This window comes from Bacteroides sp. 519 (assembly GCF_010500955.1).
Taxonomy (GTDB): domain Bacteria; phylum Bacteroidota; class Bacteroidia; order Bacteroidales; family Bacteroidaceae; genus Bacteroides.
Window position 1 is genome coordinate 131,328 of the sequence record NZ_QVMJ01000006.1, and the last position, 17,952, is coordinate 149,279.

Consider the following 17,952-nt stretch of genomic DNA (forward strand, 5'->3'; position numbering starts at 1 on the left):
GATTTTGTACTTTTGCGCCCATCTAAAAACCATGAATTCATTATTCATAACTACAAAACAAATACATGAAGAATTATTCCGGAGGCCAGACTTTCTGGCTAATTGCCCTTAGATGCCTTGTTGGTTGGCATTTCCTTTACGAAGGAGTTACTAAATTATTTAATTCGAGTTGGAGTGCCTATCCTTATCTTATGGACTCCAAAGGCTTTTTCGCCGAAACGTTTTACTCTATTGCTTCGAACCCGGCTTTGCTGGATGTTGTTAACTACATCAATGTTATTGGGCTAACCCTTGTTGGACTGGGCCTTATAGCCGGATGTTTCTTTAAGCTGGCAGCAATAGGTGGTATCTGTTTTCTTGCCATGTTTTATTTATCGCATCCGCCTTTTATTGGTGCTGCTTACATGATGCCTACCGAAGGAACTTACCTGTGGGTAGACAAGAACCTTATTGAAATAGGTGCATTAATGGTACTTATTTATTTTCCAACCTCAAAAAACTGGGGATTGGATCGTTATGTTCTTCAATTATTTAATCGCAAAGCAAAATAAAACATGGAATCAAAAGATAACAATAACAATAAGAAACCTCAATCGCAAAGCAAACGCGATACAATTAAAGCACTGGCAACAATACCTGTAATCGGCGCACTGGCCTATGGTGCATATAAGAAAAGAAAATATGACCTGGCACTTCGTGATGTTAGTGATGTATTCAGCTTAAGCAATCAGCAAACAACAATTACCCCCTTGAAAGCTAACGGAGAGAAAATCCGGTTAGGAATTATTGGTTGCGGTATCCGCGGAAAACTACTGCTACGCTCATTGGGCTTTGCTACCCCCGAAGAGTTACAAACGCTTATCGACGGATCAAAGTCGGATAAAAGGGATACCCGTTATAAAGATTTCCGCGAACAGGAAGATTTAAATATAGAAATAACCGGTGTTTGCGATATATTCGACACTTTTGCCGAACAGGGAATTGCTGCCGGAGCAAATATCTACCGCGAAGGCGTAGGCGGTAAAACCGGCCCTGCCCCCAAACGCTACCGTCATTACAAAGAGATGCTTGCCGCAACCGATATTGATGCGGTAATCATTGCCACACCAGACCACTGGCACGGAACCATGGCCATGGATGCAGCTAAAGCAGGCAAACATGTGTATCTGGAAAAACCAATGACATGGACTGTGCCCGAAACCTACATGGTAAGAGATGTAGTGAAACAAACCGGAATTGTTTTCCAGCTTGGACATCAGGGCCGACAGGTAGATAGCTATAACAAAGCCAAAGAAATTATTGAAAAAGGACTACTGGGCCATGTGAGCCTGATAGAGGTTTGCACCAACCGTAACGACCCTAATGGCGCCTGGGTGTACAACATTGATCCTACAGCAAACCCGCAAACCATAGACTGGAAACAGTTTGAGGGCGACGAAGAACGGATAAGCGAGTATATGGACTATATGTCTAAACACAACCTGATGAAATACGTAGGTCCGGAAGAGAGAAACCAATTCAGCCTTGAGCGCTTCTTCCGTTGGCGTTGTTGGTGGGATTACAGCACTGGCCTTAGCGGCGACTTGCTTACGCACGAATACGATGCTGTAAATCAATTACTGGGGGTTGGTATTCCGCATTCGGCAACTTCTTCGGGTGGGGTTTACTTCTTTAAAGATGGTCGTACTGTACCCGATGTTCTGCAAACAACTTTCGAATTCCCCGAAAAGGACCTTACGCTTCTGTACAGTGCTACACTTGCCAGCCAACGCAACCGCGGTAAAGTAATTATGGGGCACGATGCCAGCATGGAAGTAGGTGATACGCTTACGGTAAAAGTTGATCCTTCATCGACCCGTTACAAAGAAAAGATTGATGCGGGTATCATTAAACCGGATGTTCCTTTCTATACTTACGTGCCGGGACAGAGCGAGGTGGATGCCATAACATCGGCTACGCAGGTTTACTTTGCTCAACGCGGCTTACTTTATTCTTACCTTGGTGGTAAAAGGTACGATACTACCTTCCTGCACATGCGCGAGTGGTTAGAATGTATACGTAACAGAAACCTTAAACCGTCGTGTGGTATTGATGAAGCTTTCGATGAAGCAATTGCTGCCCACATGGGTACACGTGCTTATCTGGAAGGACGTACTATGTACTGGGATAAGGAGAAAGAGGAGATTGTGAGGGGATAAGAGGATTGAATTAAAACACAGAGTCACAGAAACACGGAGCTTTTCCTTGTGCTGAACACGGAGGCTTCGCTTTTGTCGTACAATAACTCAAAATAGGCCAACGGCCTAATAGCCTCTAGCGTAGGCCAACGGCCTACGATGAAGGATCACATGGAATGCGAGGCTGTAAGCCTCAGAGCTTTCTTGCTTCAAGGCCTCTGTGTTCAGCACAAGGAAAAGCTCCGTGTTTCTGTGACTCTGTGTTTTTATTTTAACTGAACCAAACGAGTATGAATAATTCAGGCTAAATCAATTGGGGGTAAATAAGTTTTTATTTACTTTGCAACCTCAAGCACAATCATATACGAAAAACCATGAGCGAACAAGATTATTTACCAGAAGAGCAACTGCCTGCTGATAAACCAGTGAATGAGCCCTCTGCACCCGCGCAGATAGTTAACCAACCACAGCCGGAACCAACCACTCCGCAACCGGAAAAGCCAAAACGCAAGATAACCGGCAAAGTAATACTTGTAATTATACTCGCTTTAGTTGCATATTTTGCATACTCTTTAGGCGACATATTCCTGTCACCAGACAAGAATATCCAACAAGTATATCTTGTGCCCGAAGATGCGGTATTTATAATCCAATCGTCGGATCCGGTGAAAGACTTTACCCGGTTTAACAGAAGTAAAGCCTGGCAAACACTTAAAAGCGCCGAATCGATCAAAGAAATGGCAGCCGAAGCAGAGTTTGCCGATTCTCTTATCCGGAGCAACGAAATACTTTTATCGCTTGTTGGCGAACGCGATATGATGATATCGGTGCATAAAACCCGCCCGGCCGACTTTGACTTTCTGGTAATCCTTGATCTGCAGAAAACAGCAAAGCTAAGTGTGGTAAAAGACCAGATAGAGAATGTATTTAAGTTGATGGGAAGCACCGTAACCCGGCGCCAGCATAACAAGATTGATATACTCGAAGTGAAAGACCCGGAAACCCGTGAGATAATGTACACTGCTTTCATTGACAATCATATTGTATTATCTTTCACCTCAAAGCTGGTCGAAGCAGCAATAGACCAACGACATACTCCTAAAATTGGCTTAAACTATTCGTTTATCGAAGCCGACAAGCTGGTAGCTGGTAAAGGCCTGTACCGACTATTTATAAACTACGCATACCTGCCTCAGTTTATGAAAATATACCTTGACGAAGACAGCGAATCCATAAACATGTTTGCTTCGTCTATGGAGTTTGCGGGTTTGTATTTCGACTCTAACAACGATAAAATAGAACTTAAAGGTTACTCAATTCCTAAAGAAAACCTCGATCCGTATATTGCTGCCTTGCTTAAATCGGGTAAACATAAAATGCATGCACACGAAATTATGTCGGCACGTACTGCTGTTTATACCAATATAGGAATTGAAGATCCGGTGAAGTTTATGAAGGAACTCGAAACAGCCATGCAAGCCTCCGATCAGGAAATGTATAACACCTATACCAGTTCGCGCAAAAAGATAGAAAGTCTTTTTGGTATATCGCTCGAAGAGCACTTCCTTAGCTGGATGTCGGGAGAGTTTGCTATTTCACAACTGGAACCAGGGTTGCTGGGCCGTGAACCCGAACTGATTTTAGCTGTTAGAGCAAATAACAAGGAAGATGCCCGTAAGAATATGGAGTTTATCGAAAAGAAGATAAAGAACCGTACCCCCATAAAAATTAAATCGGTAGAATATAAAGAGTATCAGATTCATTATATCGAGATGAAAGGATTCTTCCGTTTATTCTTTGGCAAGATGTTCGATAAGTTTGAGAAGCCTTATTATACCTACATAGATGATTATGTGCTTTTTAGCAACAAGCCTTCTACCTTACTCTCTTTTATTGAAGATTACGAACAGAAATACCTGCTTAAAAACGATAAAGGGTTTAAAGAAACTTCGGCTCAATACGATAAAAGCTCAACCTTCTTCTTGTATGCCGATTTTCATAAATTCTATCCGCAGCTACAATCCCTGTTAACCCCTGATACATGGAAAGATATTGCCCAGAGTAAAGATATTCTTTATTCGTTTCCATACTGGAGTACACAGATTATAGGAGATGCCCAATCGCCCTCTTTACATTACATCATGAATTACAAGCCCTATAACCCAAAGGAAGAGGTAGTTGAGGAGATAGAAGAAGACGAAGAACCGGATGCAATAGATACCGAAGAAGACAATACAGAAGATGCGGAAGAAACAGAAGAGAGACAAATCAGTGAGCTCGAACTGTTTTATGTTGAAAAGTTCCAAGGAAATGTATTGCGCGAATTCTATCCGGATGGTGTACTAAAAAGCGAAACCGAGATTAAAGCAGGTAAGCGTCATGGCCGCCATCGCGAGTATTACGAAAGCGGCAAGCTGAAACTCCGGGGTAAGTACTCAAAGAATGCACCTAAAGGAACATGGAAATATTACACCGAAGAAGGTAAGCAATACAAGAAGGAAAGGTTTAAATAACCTACACAGAAATAACTGTGCTGCTTTGCTTTAGTTACGAATTACCCCGGCAGGGGTAATATGTGCATAACCCCGGGTGAGCAAAGCGTAACCCGGGGTATAACTCCCCTTGATTTTCTGAGCTCCGAAGGAGTTCAACCCTTTCAGGGCTGTTTTGAGTGGGNGTAATATGTGCATAACCCCGGGTGAGCAAAGCGTAACCCGGGGTATAACTCCCCTTGATTTTCTGAGCTCCGAAGGAGTTCAACCCTTTCAGGGCTGTTGTGAGTGGAGTTTTGCCTACCCCGGGTTACGCTTTGCTCACCCGGGGTTATGCATAGTTAAAGCCCTTCGGGCTTATGCTACTTACAATTTGCAACCCCAAAAACACTTTCACGCTTTTTCTATCCCAAAGCACTTAATGAAGTAAAACAGAATATTTAAAGAGAAAAACCGTATAATTTTAGTTACAAATTATCATCAGGTTCTTAAAAGGTTCATTCTATCTTTGTTGGCAGATAAGACAATTACTATTCAGCCAAACCCCTACCTTATGATGATAGAATATTATTTGTATTATTTTTATTATACATTTCTTGGTTTTCCGTTAGTAATAAGGATTGCTGTTCTTTTTACTACAATAGCATGCCCTTTTATTTTGTTTTGTATAGTTAGGTTCATCCATATAAAAAACAAAACGAAGAAGTATGCCCGATACAAAAAAAGATTGGAAGAGAAATACCAATCTCAACTGAGTGAAATACTTTCCGACAAAAGAATCTATATCTACAGTGACATTCATAATCTGCTGAAAGCAGACACCAAAAAGCTAAAGAAAAGAGACAAACAGATATTAACCGATATTTTTATAGAGCTATCCAGGCAGATACCTGATCTTAACAACGACAACTACACCAATGCTATTGAATATTTCAGGATTCCGGCCTACTGGGAGCGAGAAATCAATTACGGCAATACAGCAACCAAGTACAACGCTCTATGTAAGTTCGACGAAATGCACATAGACATTTCCGGATCGGTTATTACACCGATAACCTACAGCCGCAACAAACCATTACGCAAAAAAGCCCGTGCATCTTTTATACACTTAAATAAACACACACCATTTAAGTTTTTCGGTGAAGATTTTGACTGCGACTTTAACAGCTGGGATAAAATTGAAATCCACCGTTTCCTTTCATTAAAGAGAAAAGAAAGTGTGCCCTTACTAACCCAATGGATTAAAAGCGCAAAAAACAATCATTTTATCTGCTTCCTCATTGATGAAATTAAAATCCTCCAGCAAAAAGAGTGTGCCCCTTTTCTGCATACATTGATTGAAAGCGACAACCTGATGATTAGTGAACATTGCATCGATGCATTGGGCGAATTAATGTATAGGCCTGCCGAAAAAACATTGATCGAAAAATATCCCTTACAACCTCTTTCAATACAACAAAGCATTATACGTACTGTTTCGAAACTGAAAACAGGAAAAGCGTTGTTGTTTTTAGAAAAAGCCTATCAAACCAATTACGACAACGAAAATGAGAAAATCATCCTCAAAGCTATTTATAATTATGGAGAAGAGGGAAGAAAACTCTTTGACGGATTGAAAAAAAAAGCTGTGGGTTTCTCTAAATTGGCTTTCGATCATGTGAGTAATCCATTAATTAAATTTGTGTGAGTATGGTAGAGAGAATATCTTATTTTTATGAGTACCTTGTTTTTTTCTATGGATTCTTCATCATCATTTGTACGCTTATGCTTACGTATTTGAGTTATCTCAATATTAAAAAGCATAAATGGCTATACAACAAAAGGAAAGAGGATATTCTTAAAGAATCGCCCTATTTACCGGGAATTTCGGTTATTGCCCCTGCATATAATGAAGCAACAACCATTATAACCAATGTACACTCTATGCTTACATTAGATTATCCTTTATTTGAGGTAATTATTGTAAACGATGGAAGTACAGACCAAACCCTCGACCTGTTGATCGAGGAATTTCAACTGGTTGAAACTCCTTTTGCCTATATTGAAAAGATAAAAACTAAACCCTTCAGGAGAATATTTAAATCCACTAATCAAGAATACGGTATACTAACCGTTGTAGATAAAGAGAATGGAGGTACCAAGGCCGACGGCACCAATGCGGGCATTAACGCTTCGGTATTTCCGTACTTTTTATGCACTGATGTAGATTGCATCCTCTCGCGCGATGTTTTAACCAAAATGATGCTCCCTATCCTCAATTCCACTAAACAAGTTATTGCTGTAGGTGCTACCCTCCGCATGGCAAATAGTTGTGAAATCGAACAAGGAGTTATTAAACGGGCCCGACCGCCACGGGGTAATACTTCGTGTGGATGCATACTTGTAGATGAATCTTCTTTTAAAGTGCTTCCCAGTGGTGGTAAAGGGTTTATTATACTTAAATACGATAGCGGTAAAAACGTTGGGTATGTTAAACAGTATGTCACCATTCTGGCCAATCTGGAAGAAAAAGGCATGTACGAAGTTACTTTTGATGTTAACGTAGTACCCAATGCAGCATACACCCGCGATTACGAAGAGATATATAACGATAAGAAAGAAAAAAGCGGTGGCATTAAAACCGCTGTCGATGGTAGAGAAAATCGATTGGGATATTATACTGATAATGATTTATCGGGTTATTGAAATGAACAAAAAGTTCTACTATTTGAATAACACATAGCATTTTACGCTGATTAAATGAAATACATTTGTACATTCAATTAAACAGTTGTATTATGTTACCAATAAAAAACACTTTTCTGTTATTATCTCTTTTTTGTGCCTTGTTTATCTGTTGCACAAGTGCCGACAGCAAAAACATTAAGAAAGATTATCTGCCTATTGCCGATCCGTATATAATGACTTACAATGGCAAATATTATGCCTACGGTACAGGAGGCGACACCTCAGACGAAGGCTTTGCCTGTTATTCGTCCAGCAACCTGGTGTCCTGGAAACTTGAAGGGCAAGCATTATCTGCTACCGACTCGTATGGCACCTGGGGGTTCTGGGCACCCGAAGTATATTACATCGAATCGAAAAAGTTATTCTACATGTTCTACTCTACCGAGGAACATATTTGCGTAGCTACTTCTACTTCGCCAACGGGGCCTTTCCGCCAAGAAGTAAAGAAACCCATCTGGAATGAAAAAAGCATCGATACATCCCTTTTTATCGACGATGATGGAACACCATACCTCTATTTTGTACGTTTTACAAATGGCAATGTTATCTGGGTGGCCCAAATGACGGACGATTTAATGAGTATCAAAGAAGAAACACTAACCGAATGCATTACCGCCGAATTGCCGTGGGAGTTGCTACAGGCTAAAGTAGCCGAGGGGCCTTCGTTACTCAAGAAAAACGGCACATATTATATGATTTATTCTGCCAACCATTATCAAAATCAGGGGTATGGGGTAGGTTATGCAACAGCCTCATCGCCTTGTGGCCCTTGGACAAAATACGATGGAAACCCCATTTTACAAGGAGATAATGGTTTGGTTGGTACTGGGCATGGTGCTCCGTTCCAATCTGTTGATGGCAGTTGGAAGTATATTTTCCATGCACATTGGAGCACAAAAAAGATACATCCACGCACTTCTTTTATTAAGAATTTCTCTATTTCGGACCAAGGGGTGGTTTCTATTAGTGGAGAAACGGTTAGGCCTGGGGTGGAATAGAATCTGTACCTCTGTGTGTTTGTTCAGAAAAAAATAGTTTAAATCAGAACGAAACTTTATCCCTATTTTTATATACATTTACTTCAAAAAAGAGAAATGAGAATAATTATAGACGATAAAATACCTTTTATTGCCGATCCTATCAGGCAAATAACAGATGATGTTCTTTTTGTTCCCGGAAGTAAATTCACACCCGACATTGTAAAAAATGCCGATGCATTAATTGTCCGTACCCGTACCAAATGTAACAAGCAGCTTCTTGAAGGCAGTAAAGTACAGTTTATTGCAACCGCAACCATCGGTTTCGATCATATTGATACGGAATACTGCCGGCAGAAAGGTATTGTTTGGACAAATGCGCCCGGCAGCAATTCTGCATCTGTAGCCCAATACATCGAATCATGTTTGATTTTGTTAGAGCCTGAATCTAACTTCCCATTGAAAGATAAAACAATAGGGATAATAGGAGTTGGAAACGTTGGTAGCAAAATTAAAACTGTAGCCGAAAGTTTGGGACTGAATGTTCTACTAAACGACCCTCCCCGGGCAGCAGCCGAAGGTAAAGCCGGGTTTGCAGAGATAGATGAGATTCTTGAAAACAGTGATATTATAACCTTCCATGTTCCCCTTGTTAAGGATGGACAGTATAAAACCTGGCATCTGGGCAATGAAAACTTCTTCAATTCGCTAAAACGAAAACCTGTTATTATAAATACGTCGCGTGGCGAAGTGATAAACACCCAAGCCATTCTTGCAGCATTAGAGAGCCATAAAATAGCTAATGCAATTATTGATGTATGGGAGAATGAACCCGAAATAGATAGGACATTGTTAGATAAGGCCATTATATCGACCCCACATATTGCCGGATATTCTGCTGATGGTAAAGCAAATGCAACACGTATGTCGCTCGAAGCATTATGCAAACATTTTAATATTGATACTCATTTCAGTGTTATCCCTCCACCGCCGGAGAATAATGTTATTACAGCAAACTCTATGAATGAGGCTCTGATTAAGATATACGATCCACGGATTGATAGCCGTATGCTGAAAGAACAGCCGGAACTGTTTGAATGGTTACGGGGGAATTATCCGGTAAGGAGGGAGAAGGGGGCGTTTGGGATTAAGAATTAAGAATGTGATGCGGGTTTTTACGGACCCTCCGCCCTTTGGGCACCTCCCCTTTGCAGGGCAGGGCTGTTAAGTTCTAATATTTTAACCGCAGAGTTTCGCGGATTAACGCGGAGTTTTTAATTTCTATGCAGCATTGAATATTAAACTCTGCGAAACTCTGCGTACTCTGCGGTTAAAAAAGAATAGTTAAATCAGAACTTAACAGCCCTGCCCAGCAAAGGGGAGGTGCCCAAAGGGCGGAGGGGTCCGTAAAAACTACGCAGTTCTATTTCTTCGGCTTACGTCTCGCCCAACCCTCTTCCGCAAAATCCGGTTGATCCCCTTTAAAGAATTGTTTCCAATCCTCGTTCTTTTTAGGACCACGGTCGGAGGAGTATCCTCTTTCTTCTCTGCTGGCTTTGGGCTTTCTTGTGTTATTCTCTTTTGCCTGTGGGCGTGCAGTTCTGGAACGATTTGATGTGTCGCGATCGCGTCTTCCCGACGGAGGAGTGCTACCAGCTTCATCTCCAGCTATTTCAACTGTTATTTTTCTTCCACCGAAGGTTACATTATTCATTGATTTAACCAGGTCTTTAGCCTGTTTCTCATCTACTTCGAAGAAAGAAAAGCTTTTCAGCAAATCAATCTTGCCTATTTTAACGCGTCGTTTGCTGTTTTTATTGATCAAATCAATCAATTGAGGCGGGAAAAAGCTATCGGCTTTACCCAAACTGATAAATATGCGGGTATAACCGGGTTCGGCCTTTCTGTTTCTTTTTTCTGTTGAGCTTTCACTACCACGGCGGTCACGATCAGGACGGTCGGACCGGTCACGACGACTATCCGATGGTATTTCTATCTCTTCGCGGTCACGATAATATTCAAGGAAACGATTAAACTCTAAAGACACCATACGTTTGATTATATCCTCTTTATCCAACCATTCCAGCTTGCGATAAATGTCGGGCATATAATCATTGATTTCGTCTTCGTTCACCTTCACTTTTTCGATTTCATCGATAACTTTCAACAATTGTTGCTCGCAGATTTGTTTGTTGCTGGGCATTTCGCCTGCAATAAACTTCTTGCCGATAATACGTTCAATATCACGCATTTTGCCTTTTTCGCGAAGGTTGATGATGGCAATAGATGTACCGGTTTTACCAGCACGTCCTGTTCTACCACTACGGTGGGTATAACTTTCCGAATCATCGGGTAAACCGTAGTTAATAACATGTGTCAGGTCGTCAACATCCAATCCGCGTGCAGCAACATCGGTAGCAACAAGTAATTGAAGGTTTCTGATACGGAATTTCTGCATAACGGCATCACGTTGAGCCTGCGACAGTTCGCCATGAAGCGAATCGGCATTGTATCCTTCCTGCATCAATTTATCGGCAATTTCCTGTGTCTCTTTACGGGTACGGCAGAAGATTATACCATATATTTGCGGATAGAAATCGACTACACGTTTCAGTGCAGCATATTTATCTTTTGCATGCACTACATAAGCTATATGCTTTACAGTGTTGGTACTTTCGTTTTTACGGCCAATGGTTATTTCTTTAGCATTGTGCAGGTAGTTTTTAGAAATGCGTGCAATTTCGGGGCTCATTGTTGCCGAGAAAAGCAGTGTGTTTCTTTCTTGGGGCACTTCGGCCAATATTGCATTCAGGCTTTCGGTAAAGCCCATGTTAAGCATCTCGTCGGCTTCATCGAGCACAACGTTACTTACAGTAGACAGGGATACGGTTTTACGCTCCATCAAGTCTAATAAACGTCCGGGAGTAGCAACAATTACATGTACTCCTTTCTTTAAATTACGTATCTGGCTGTCGATAGATGAACCTCCATATACCGGAATAACTTTCAGTCCGTTAATGTATTTGGAATAATCGTTTAAGTCACCGGCAATCTGCAAACACAATTCGCGTGTAGGGCACAATATAAGGGATTGTGGTGCCCTGTTCTTAACATCTACTTTTTGAATGATGGGTAAGCCAAATGCTGCGGTTTTTCCTGTTCCTGTTTGTGCGAGCGCTACTACATCGTTGTTTTCACCTAAAAGATATGGAATCACTTCTTCTTGTACAGGCATGGGAGCAACGTATCCCATCTCTTCAATTGCTTTAAGTATTTCCGCAGAAACACCTAAGTCTTCAAATTTCTTCATTAAATGAGTTTTAAGTAATAAGTCCTAAGTTTTAAGTTATAAGTCCATCCAACCCACAGTAACAGCAAACTTATTACTTAAAACTTAGAACTTACTACCCAAAACTTAATCGGGCGCAAAGATAGGTATTTTCAATTTAACAAAATGTTTTTCAGGTGTTTAATTTCATCCTCGGTCAAACCAATCCCTTTGTGAAGATAGTTGGTAACATCACCATAATTCTTTTCAATCTGCTGTCGGGCAGCATCAAGGAAGCCCTCACGAGCGGTGAAAAGGGTAGTTATTGCCTCCTGAGAACTAAACGGAAGATTATAGGCATAGCCGGAGGCCGAAGGTATATCAAAGAAATCATTGCTCATGCGATAATCGGACATTACAACATCATCGCTCATACCTAAAGCAGATAATACAAGGGCAGATGCAATGGCGGTTCTCCCCTTTCCTGTTGTGCAGGAAATAACCAGCGGATAGTTGTCTTCTTCCAATAACACATCAAAGACCTGACGGTATTCTTTGCGGAAATAGGTTACCATATCCTGATTAATACGAACCATGAGCCGGTAAACACTATCGTTTTTTATTTTACCACTCCGAAGATCGCGCACAACATCTCTTGTTTTTATCGTACTGATCGGAATGTTTATGATATTGAAGGATTCATCAACCAGCCTTGGACTTTCTTTTATCTCAGCTTCCGACCGAAGGTCAATTATGGTTTTTATACCCATATTCTTCAGTTCTTTATGCGAGGAGTAAGAAAGGCTTTCTATTTGTCCCGACCGATAGAGTAAACCCCATTGGGTTGTTTTCTTTCGGGTATTAGCTAAACCGCCAATATCGCGAAAGTTTTGTATGCCCGGAATATTCACATTCCGACTTCCAACTGTTTTGCGATAACGGTTGTCGAACACTAGTTTGTAGTAAAATCGTTCGGTTGGATCGGAAGAAACGATGGTAATACGCTGATCGGATATATCGGCCGAAGCTACCAAAGCTTTCTCCATAATACGGTTAGGATCGGTTGAAGCGTATATTTTTACTTTACCCGGAATAACCGGCGTAGTTTCCCATTTAATAATATGATTACCTACACTATTTTCTTCGCATACCACAGATATATCGGGTGAATTACCTGAGCATGATGGGAAAAGGAAAACAGAAGCCAAGCAACCAAAGAGAATTCTATTCATAAACTAACCTTCTACACTTTGTTCACAAAGATAGAAAATCTAACTTCATATAAATATTTGTTTGCTATAATTAGAGAAAGTATAAACCTTTTAACAAGTTGAGAGAGTTTTGAGTTATGAGTAGTGAGTTATGAGTTTACGATGCCGCATGGTAAACTCATAACTCATAACTCACGACTCATAACTCACGACTCAAAACTCATAACTCAAAACTCTTTTCTTTGCAAATTCTTTTGAAACGGAGTTATCATACGTTTTACATACCTCCATTGAGAATTCTTTGGCGCATTGTATCAGTTTATCCCAGGTGCTCTCGCTGATTGATTGCAAATCGCGGTGCCGAACATCGTATTTAAGCAATCCGTATAGGATGCCGGCATTAAAATTATCTCCTGCGCCTATTGTGCTTACAGCCTCTACCTGTTCTACCGGATAGTCCTTTTTAACTTTGTCTGTCCGCAAAACAATGCTTTCGGCACCATTGGTACAGACGAAGTTACGGCAATAGAATTCTATTTTGGATTTATATACTTTATCGGCATCATCCATCTTGTACATGTTTATAAAGTCATCTTTTGAACCACGTACAATATCGGCAAACTCCAGGTTTTCGATAATGGTAGGCGCCAGTTTCATGGCTTCGTCTGTATGCGAGCTTCTGAAGTTGGGATCATAATAAACAATTGCTCTCTTTTCGCGCGCCTCATTCAGTAGTTCGAGCACTTTATCGCGCAATACAGGATTCAGTGCATAGTATGAACCGAATATTACAATATCGTCTTCATTCAGTTTGGGGAAGATAACATCCAAACGTTGTTTGGGATAGTCTTTGTAAAAAACATAATCGGCATTGCTGCTCTCATCTAAAAAAGCCAGTGAAATGGGCGATTTACCATCGGGGAACACATTGACATGCTCTGTAGAAATGTTATTCTCTTCCATGAACCGGAGTATGCTTCGCCCTACACGGTCATTTCCTGTTTCACTGATAAAAGACACATTGGCTCCTACCCTGCCCAAAGATATGATTCCATTAAATACAGACCCTCCGGGTACAGCTACCGAAGGTTGATTGTTCTGGAAAATAATATCGAGAATAGTTTCTCCTATTCCTATTACTTTTCGCATAACTCTCTTGATTTTTCTCCAAGATATCCACCGTGGTGGCGTTTAGAGTAATCGGCAATAGTAAATCCTGTTTTCTTCATGGTTTCTACTACCAGAATATCACCAATAACAGTCATTACAGTAGTCGATGTGGTTGGAGTCATACCAATAGCACAAACTTCTCCCGGATTTCCTGTACATAAACAAACATCAGACTCTAATGCCAACGGACTGTCCGGATTGGATGTTATTACTATAAAAGGTAAATTGGGATTCAGGTTGTGCGCAAGTGCAGTGAGTTCTACAATTTCTCTTGTTTTTCCCGAATTGGAGATAAGCAACAGTATATCGTTATCCTGCATTATTCCTAAATCGCCATGTTGAGCTTCACTGGGATGCAGAAACACCGAGGGGATACCTGTTGAGCAGAATGTAGTTGCAATGTTCATTGCTATCTGTCCGGCTTTTCCCATACCCGAGGTAACTAGCTTTCCTCTTTTTACGTTTACTCTCTCAACTATTAAATCTACCGCCTTTTCAAACGCATCCGTTACAGGTATATTCAGAACAGCTTCTGCTTCTTGTTGCAGGATTTTTTTTACCGATTCTATCATTGCTTCTTGTGTATTTATTTGCAAATATCTGTATTTTCCTATAAACAACAATGAGTTTTATTGTATTTTTGCCCCCTAGCTGATTTGCGATTTGACGATTTACGATTTACGATTGATAATACATTGTAAACAGAGTAACTTCAATCGTAAATCGTAAATTGTAAAATCGTAAATATGAATTATACTTTTCCTAACGGATTAAGAATTATCCACCAACCTCTGACATCGAAAGTTGCCTATTGCGGATATGCCATTGATGCCGGAACACGCGATGAACGCGACAACGAGCAAGGTATGGCTCACTTTGTTGAGCATCTTGTTTTTAAAGGAACCAAGAAACGCAAAGCCTGGCATATACTCAACAGAATGGAAAATGTTGGCGGCGATCTGAACGCATATACCAACAAAGAAGAGACTGTGGTTTATTCCGCATTTCTGATGGAACACTTCGACCGGGCAGCCGAGTTGCTTACGGATATTGTATTTCATTCTGTTTTCCCACAGCAGGAAATACAAAAAGAGGTAGATGTTATTATTGATGAGATAAACTCGTACGAGGACAATCCATCCGAACTGATATTCGATGAATTCGAGAATTTAATCTTCCCTAACCATCCATTGGGACGAAACATATTGGGCACACCCGAAGGTTTGAAGCAATTCAACACAAACAATTTTCTAGCTTTCACTTCCAGATATTACCAGCCTTCGAACATGGTATTCTTTATTCTGGGGAATATTGATTTCAAGAAAGTTATTAAAACCATTGGTAAACTTACTGCGGATATTCCTTCTTTGCAGATGGAAAATCGCCGGACACCCCCACCCGATTACACTGCACAACATTTAATTGTTGATAAGCAAACCCATCAGGCTCATGTTATGATTGGTAACAGAGGCTACAATGCTTACGATGATAAGAGAACAGCTCTTTATTTATTAAACAACATTCTGGGTGGCCCCGGTATGAATAGCAGATTGAACATCTCTCTACGCGAGAAAAGAGGATTGGTTTATAATGTTGAATCCAATCTAACATCATACACCGACACCGGCGCCTTTTGTATTTACTTTGGTACCGATCCAAATGATGTTAACAGATGCCTCAGTCTTGTTTATAAGGAATTAAAGCACCTGAGAGACACCAAAATGACCTCCCGACAGCTGGATGCGGCAAAGAAACAACTGATCGGACAAATTGGTGTGGCCTCGGATAACAACGAGAACAACGCTTTGGGCATGGCTAAAACCTTTCTTCATTACAATAAATGCGAATCCAGAGACTTTCTGTTCAAACGAATAGATGCACTTACTGCGGATATTTTGTTGGAGGTTGCCAACGAGATGTTTGCGGAGGATCGGCTTTCGACGTTGCTATATAGACGGATGACGCAGGATTACACGGATTAAAACACACGGATTATTTTAATATATTTTATCTGTGTTATTAAAATCCGTGTAATCCGCGTCATCCGTGTCTAATTTTATATATCTTTGCTTTGTTTTTATAAAATAAATGGAAGATAATTTTGACATAAGAAACCACAAACTCAGCAATAAAGAAAAGGAGTACGAGAATGCGCTGAGACCTTTGGAGTTTAATGATTTCAGCGGACAAGAAAAGGTTGTGGAGAATCTGCGCATATTTGTACAGGCAGCACGGTTGCGTGGTGAAGCGTTAGATCATGTACTACTACACGGACCTCCCGGATTGGGGAAAACCACTTTATCAAACATTATTGCTAACGAATTAGGAGTAGGTTTCAAGATTACTTCCGGACCGGTACTGGATAAACCGGGCGATCTGGCTGGTTTGTTAACCAGCCTTGAACCAAATGATGTTTTATTTATCGACGAGATTCATCGTTTATCTCCAATTGTAGAAGAGTACCTTTACTCTGCAATGGAAGATTACCGGATTGATATTATGATCGATAAAGGACCATCGGCGCGTAGCATCCAGATTGATTTAAGTCCTTTCACATTAGTTGGTGCTACTACCCGGAGCGGATTACTTACTGCTCCTTTGCGAGCCCGTTTCGGAATAAATCTTCACCTTGAATATTACGACGATGATGTGTTAAGCGGTATTATCAAACGATCAGCCAGTATACTGAATGTACCTTGTTCTTTTCAGGCAGCTAATGAAATTGCATCACGCAGCCGAGGTACCCCCCGTATAGCCAATGCACTGCTACGCAGGGTGAGAGACTTTGCACAGGTAAAAGGTTCGGGTTCTATTGATACAGAAATAGCAACCTATTCGCTTGAGGCATTGAATATCGACAAGTATGGACTAGACGAAATTGACAATAAAATACTTTGTACCATTATTGACAAATTTGGTGGTGGCCCCGTTGGATTAACAACCATTGCTACTGCTCTGGGCGAAGACTCGGGTACCATTGAGGAAGTTTATGAACCATTCCTGATAAAAGAAGGTTTTCTTAAACGTACCCCCCGCGGGCGTGAGGTTACAGAGCTTGCTTACAAACACCTGGGACGAAGCCTCTACAACGGCAGGCAGAATAGTTTATTTGATTAGTTATGGCAAAAATTAGAGTACAAAATGCCGATATAACCATTATTACATTTGATGATAAAGATTATATTTCACTTACGGATATGGTAAGGAATATAGAAAATGGATTATCTCTTATTGAAAAATGGTTACGCAATAAAAACACCATTGAATTCCTTGGCATCTGGGAAGAAATGTATAATCCACATTTTAATTCCCCCGAATTCGAGGGAATTAAAAATGAAGCTGGATTAAATAGATTTATACTTTCTGTAAAACAATGGACTGAGAGAACAAATTCTAAAGGAATCATTGCAAAAGCAGGAAGATATGGAGGAACTTATGCTCATAAAGATATAGCTTTTGAATTTGCATCATGGGTTTCTCCTCAATTTAAGTTATATTTATTGAGAGAGTTTCAACGGCTTAAAGAACAGGAACAAACCCAATTAGGTTGGTCAGCGAAACGTGAACTATCTAAAATAAATTATCACATTCACACCAATGCTATTAAGCAAAATCTTATTCCACAAGAGATTACTCAACAACAAGCTTCTATAATTTATGCAAATGAAGCTGATGTTTTGAATGTAGCGATGTTTGGCAAAACTGCAATGGAATGGCGTGATGAAAATCCTAACCTGAGAGGAAATATTCGCGATTATGCTTCTATCAATGAATTAATTTGTTTATCAAATATGGAAAATTTGAATGCCGCTTTTATTAATGAAGGTTTACCACAACAAGAACGACTTTTTAAATTAAATCAAATTGCTATTCAACAAATGCAGATACTTGAAAATATAAATAACAAAAAACTGCTGAAGTGATCTAATA

The 17,952-nt window shown here is 40.4% G+C and carries 14 protein-coding genes; 10 read left to right on the forward strand and 4 right to left on the reverse strand.

Annotation, left to right across the window (positions count from 1 at the left end; all coding sequences use genetic code 11):
- Positions 1-65 precede the first annotated feature (65 nt).
- The 7 genes from D0T85_RS08105 (at position 66) to pdxB (ending at position 9,531) form a co-directional block, all read left to right on the forward strand.
- Complete coding sequence (locus tag D0T85_RS08105) at positions 66-551, forward strand: DoxX family membrane protein (protein ID WP_163212065.1); 486 nt, start codon at positions 66-68, stop codon at positions 549-551.
- A 3-nt stretch (positions 552-554) separates the two neighbouring features.
- The gene (locus tag D0T85_RS08110; protein WP_163212068.1) at positions 555-2,198 is read left to right on the forward strand and encodes a Gfo/Idh/MocA family protein; all 1,644 of its coding nucleotides are present in this window, start codon (positions 555-557) and stop codon (positions 2,196-2,198) included.
- Between the two features lie 353 nt (positions 2,199-2,551).
- On the forward strand, positions 2,552-4,690 hold the full coding sequence (locus D0T85_RS08115; protein ID WP_163212070.1) for a DUF3352 domain-containing protein: 2,139 nt from the start codon (positions 2,552-2,554) through the stop codon (positions 4,688-4,690).
- Positions 4,691-5,222: 532 nt separating this feature from the next.
- Positions 5,223-6,356: a hypothetical protein gene (locus D0T85_RS08120; RefSeq protein ID WP_163212072.1), complete on the forward strand. Its 1,134-nt coding sequence runs from the start codon at positions 5,223-5,225 to the stop codon at positions 6,354-6,356.
- Positions 6,357-6,358: 2 nt separating this feature from the next.
- Entirely contained in the window at positions 6,359-7,354 is a 996-nt protein-coding gene (locus tag D0T85_RS08125) for a glycosyltransferase (protein WP_163212074.1), read from the forward strand.
- 92 nt (positions 7,355-7,446) lie between these two features.
- The gene (locus D0T85_RS08130; RefSeq protein WP_163212076.1) at positions 7,447-8,394 is read left to right on the forward strand and encodes a glycoside hydrolase family 43 protein; all 948 of its coding nucleotides are present in this window, start codon (positions 7,447-7,449) and stop codon (positions 8,392-8,394) included.
- A gap of 96 nt (positions 8,395-8,490) precedes the next feature.
- Positions 8,491-9,531 carry a 4-phosphoerythronate dehydrogenase PdxB gene (gene pdxB, locus D0T85_RS08135; protein ID WP_163212078.1) on the forward strand — a complete coding sequence of 347 codons (1,041 nt, stop codon included), beginning with the start codon at positions 8,491-8,493 and terminating at the stop codon, positions 9,529-9,531.
- A 265-nt stretch (positions 9,532-9,796) separates the two neighbouring features.
- Here the strand turns inward: pdxB and D0T85_RS08140 are convergent, their stop codons facing one another.
- The 4 genes from D0T85_RS08140 to D0T85_RS08155 form a co-directional block, all read right to left on the reverse strand.
- Positions 9,797-11,683, reverse strand: a complete 1,887-nt coding sequence (locus D0T85_RS08140) for a DEAD/DEAH box helicase (RefSeq protein ID WP_163212080.1) — start codon at positions 11,681-11,683, stop codon at positions 9,797-9,799.
- 131 nt (positions 11,684-11,814) lie between these two features.
- Positions 11,815-12,873: a tyrosine-protein phosphatase gene (locus tag D0T85_RS08145; RefSeq protein ID WP_163212082.1), complete on the reverse strand. Its 1,059-nt coding sequence runs from the start codon at positions 12,871-12,873 to the stop codon at positions 11,815-11,817.
- Between the two features lie 192 nt (positions 12,874-13,065).
- Positions 13,066-14,001 (reverse strand): carbohydrate kinase, encoded by a 936-nt coding sequence (locus D0T85_RS08150; RefSeq protein ID WP_163212084.1) that lies wholly within the window; start codon positions 13,999-14,001, stop codon positions 13,066-13,068.
- Positions 13,989-14,594 (reverse strand): SIS domain-containing protein, encoded by a 606-nt coding sequence (locus tag D0T85_RS08155; RefSeq protein ID WP_163212086.1) that lies wholly within the window; start codon positions 14,592-14,594, stop codon positions 13,989-13,991. The genes D0T85_RS08150 and D0T85_RS08155 overlap by 13 nt, the downstream gene beginning before the upstream one ends.
- A gap of 174 nt (positions 14,595-14,768) precedes the next feature.
- Here D0T85_RS08155 and D0T85_RS08160 point away from each other — a divergent pair, with 174 nt between their 5' ends.
- The 3 genes from D0T85_RS08160 (at position 14,769) to D0T85_RS08170 (ending at position 17,945) form a co-directional block, all read left to right on the forward strand.
- Positions 14,769-16,004, forward strand: coding sequence for a pitrilysin family protein (locus tag D0T85_RS08160; protein WP_163212088.1), 1,236 nt, complete (start codon positions 14,769-14,771; stop codon positions 16,002-16,004).
- Positions 16,005-16,110: 106 nt separating this feature from the next.
- A complete protein-coding gene (gene ruvB / locus D0T85_RS08165; RefSeq protein WP_163212090.1) occupies positions 16,111-17,139 on the forward strand; it encodes a Holliday junction branch migration DNA helicase RuvB in 1,029 nt (342 codons plus the stop codon).
- A gap of 2 nt (positions 17,140-17,141) precedes the next feature.
- Positions 17,142-17,945, forward strand: coding sequence for a KilA-N domain-containing protein (locus tag D0T85_RS08170; protein WP_163212092.1), 804 nt, complete (start codon positions 17,142-17,144; stop codon positions 17,943-17,945).
- The last annotated feature ends 7 nt before the right edge of the window (positions 17,946-17,952 follow it).

Coding starts and splice junctions, on each gene's coding strand:
- D0T85_RS08130 (WP_163212076.1), top strand. CDS start 7,447: ATGTTACCAATAAAAAACACTTTTCTGTTATTATCTCTTTTTTGTGCC.
- D0T85_RS08120 (WP_163212072.1), top strand. CDS start 5,223: ATGATGATAGAATATTATTTGTATTATTTTTATTATACATTTCTTGGT.
- D0T85_RS08150 (WP_163212084.1), bottom strand. CDS start 14,001: ATGCGAAAAGTAATAGGAATAGGAGAAACTATTCTCGATATTATTTTC.
- D0T85_RS08125 (WP_163212074.1), top strand. CDS start 6,359: ATGGTAGAGAGAATATCTTATTTTTATGAGTACCTTGTTTTTTTCTAT.
- D0T85_RS08140 (WP_163212080.1), bottom strand. CDS start 11,683: ATGAAGAAATTTGAAGACTTAGGTGTTTCTGCGGAAATACTTAAAGCA.
- D0T85_RS08110 (WP_163212068.1), top strand. CDS start 555: ATGGAATCAAAAGATAACAATAACAATAAGAAACCTCAATCGCAAAGC.
- D0T85_RS08170 (WP_163212092.1), top strand. CDS start 17,142: ATGGCAAAAATTAGAGTACAAAATGCCGATATAACCATTATTACATTT.
- D0T85_RS08115 (WP_163212070.1), top strand. CDS start 2,552: ATGAGCGAACAAGATTATTTACCAGAAGAGCAACTGCCTGCTGATAAA.
- D0T85_RS08145 (WP_163212082.1), bottom strand. CDS start 12,873: ATGAATAGAATTCTCTTTGGTTGCTTGGCTTCTGTTTTCCTTTTCCCA.
- ruvB (WP_163212090.1), top strand. CDS start 16,111: ATGGAAGATAATTTTGACATAAGAAACCACAAACTCAGCAATAAAGAA.
- D0T85_RS08155 (WP_163212086.1), bottom strand. CDS start 14,594: ATGATAGAATCGGTAAAAAAAATCCTGCAACAAGAAGCAGAAGCTGTT.
- D0T85_RS08160 (WP_163212088.1), top strand. CDS start 14,769: ATGAATTATACTTTTCCTAACGGATTAAGAATTATCCACCAACCTCTG.
- D0T85_RS08105 (WP_163212065.1), top strand. CDS start 66: ATGAAGAATTATTCCGGAGGCCAGACTTTCTGGCTAATTGCCCTTAGA.
- pdxB (WP_163212078.1), top strand. CDS start 8,491: ATGAGAATAATTATAGACGATAAAATACCTTTTATTGCCGATCCTATC.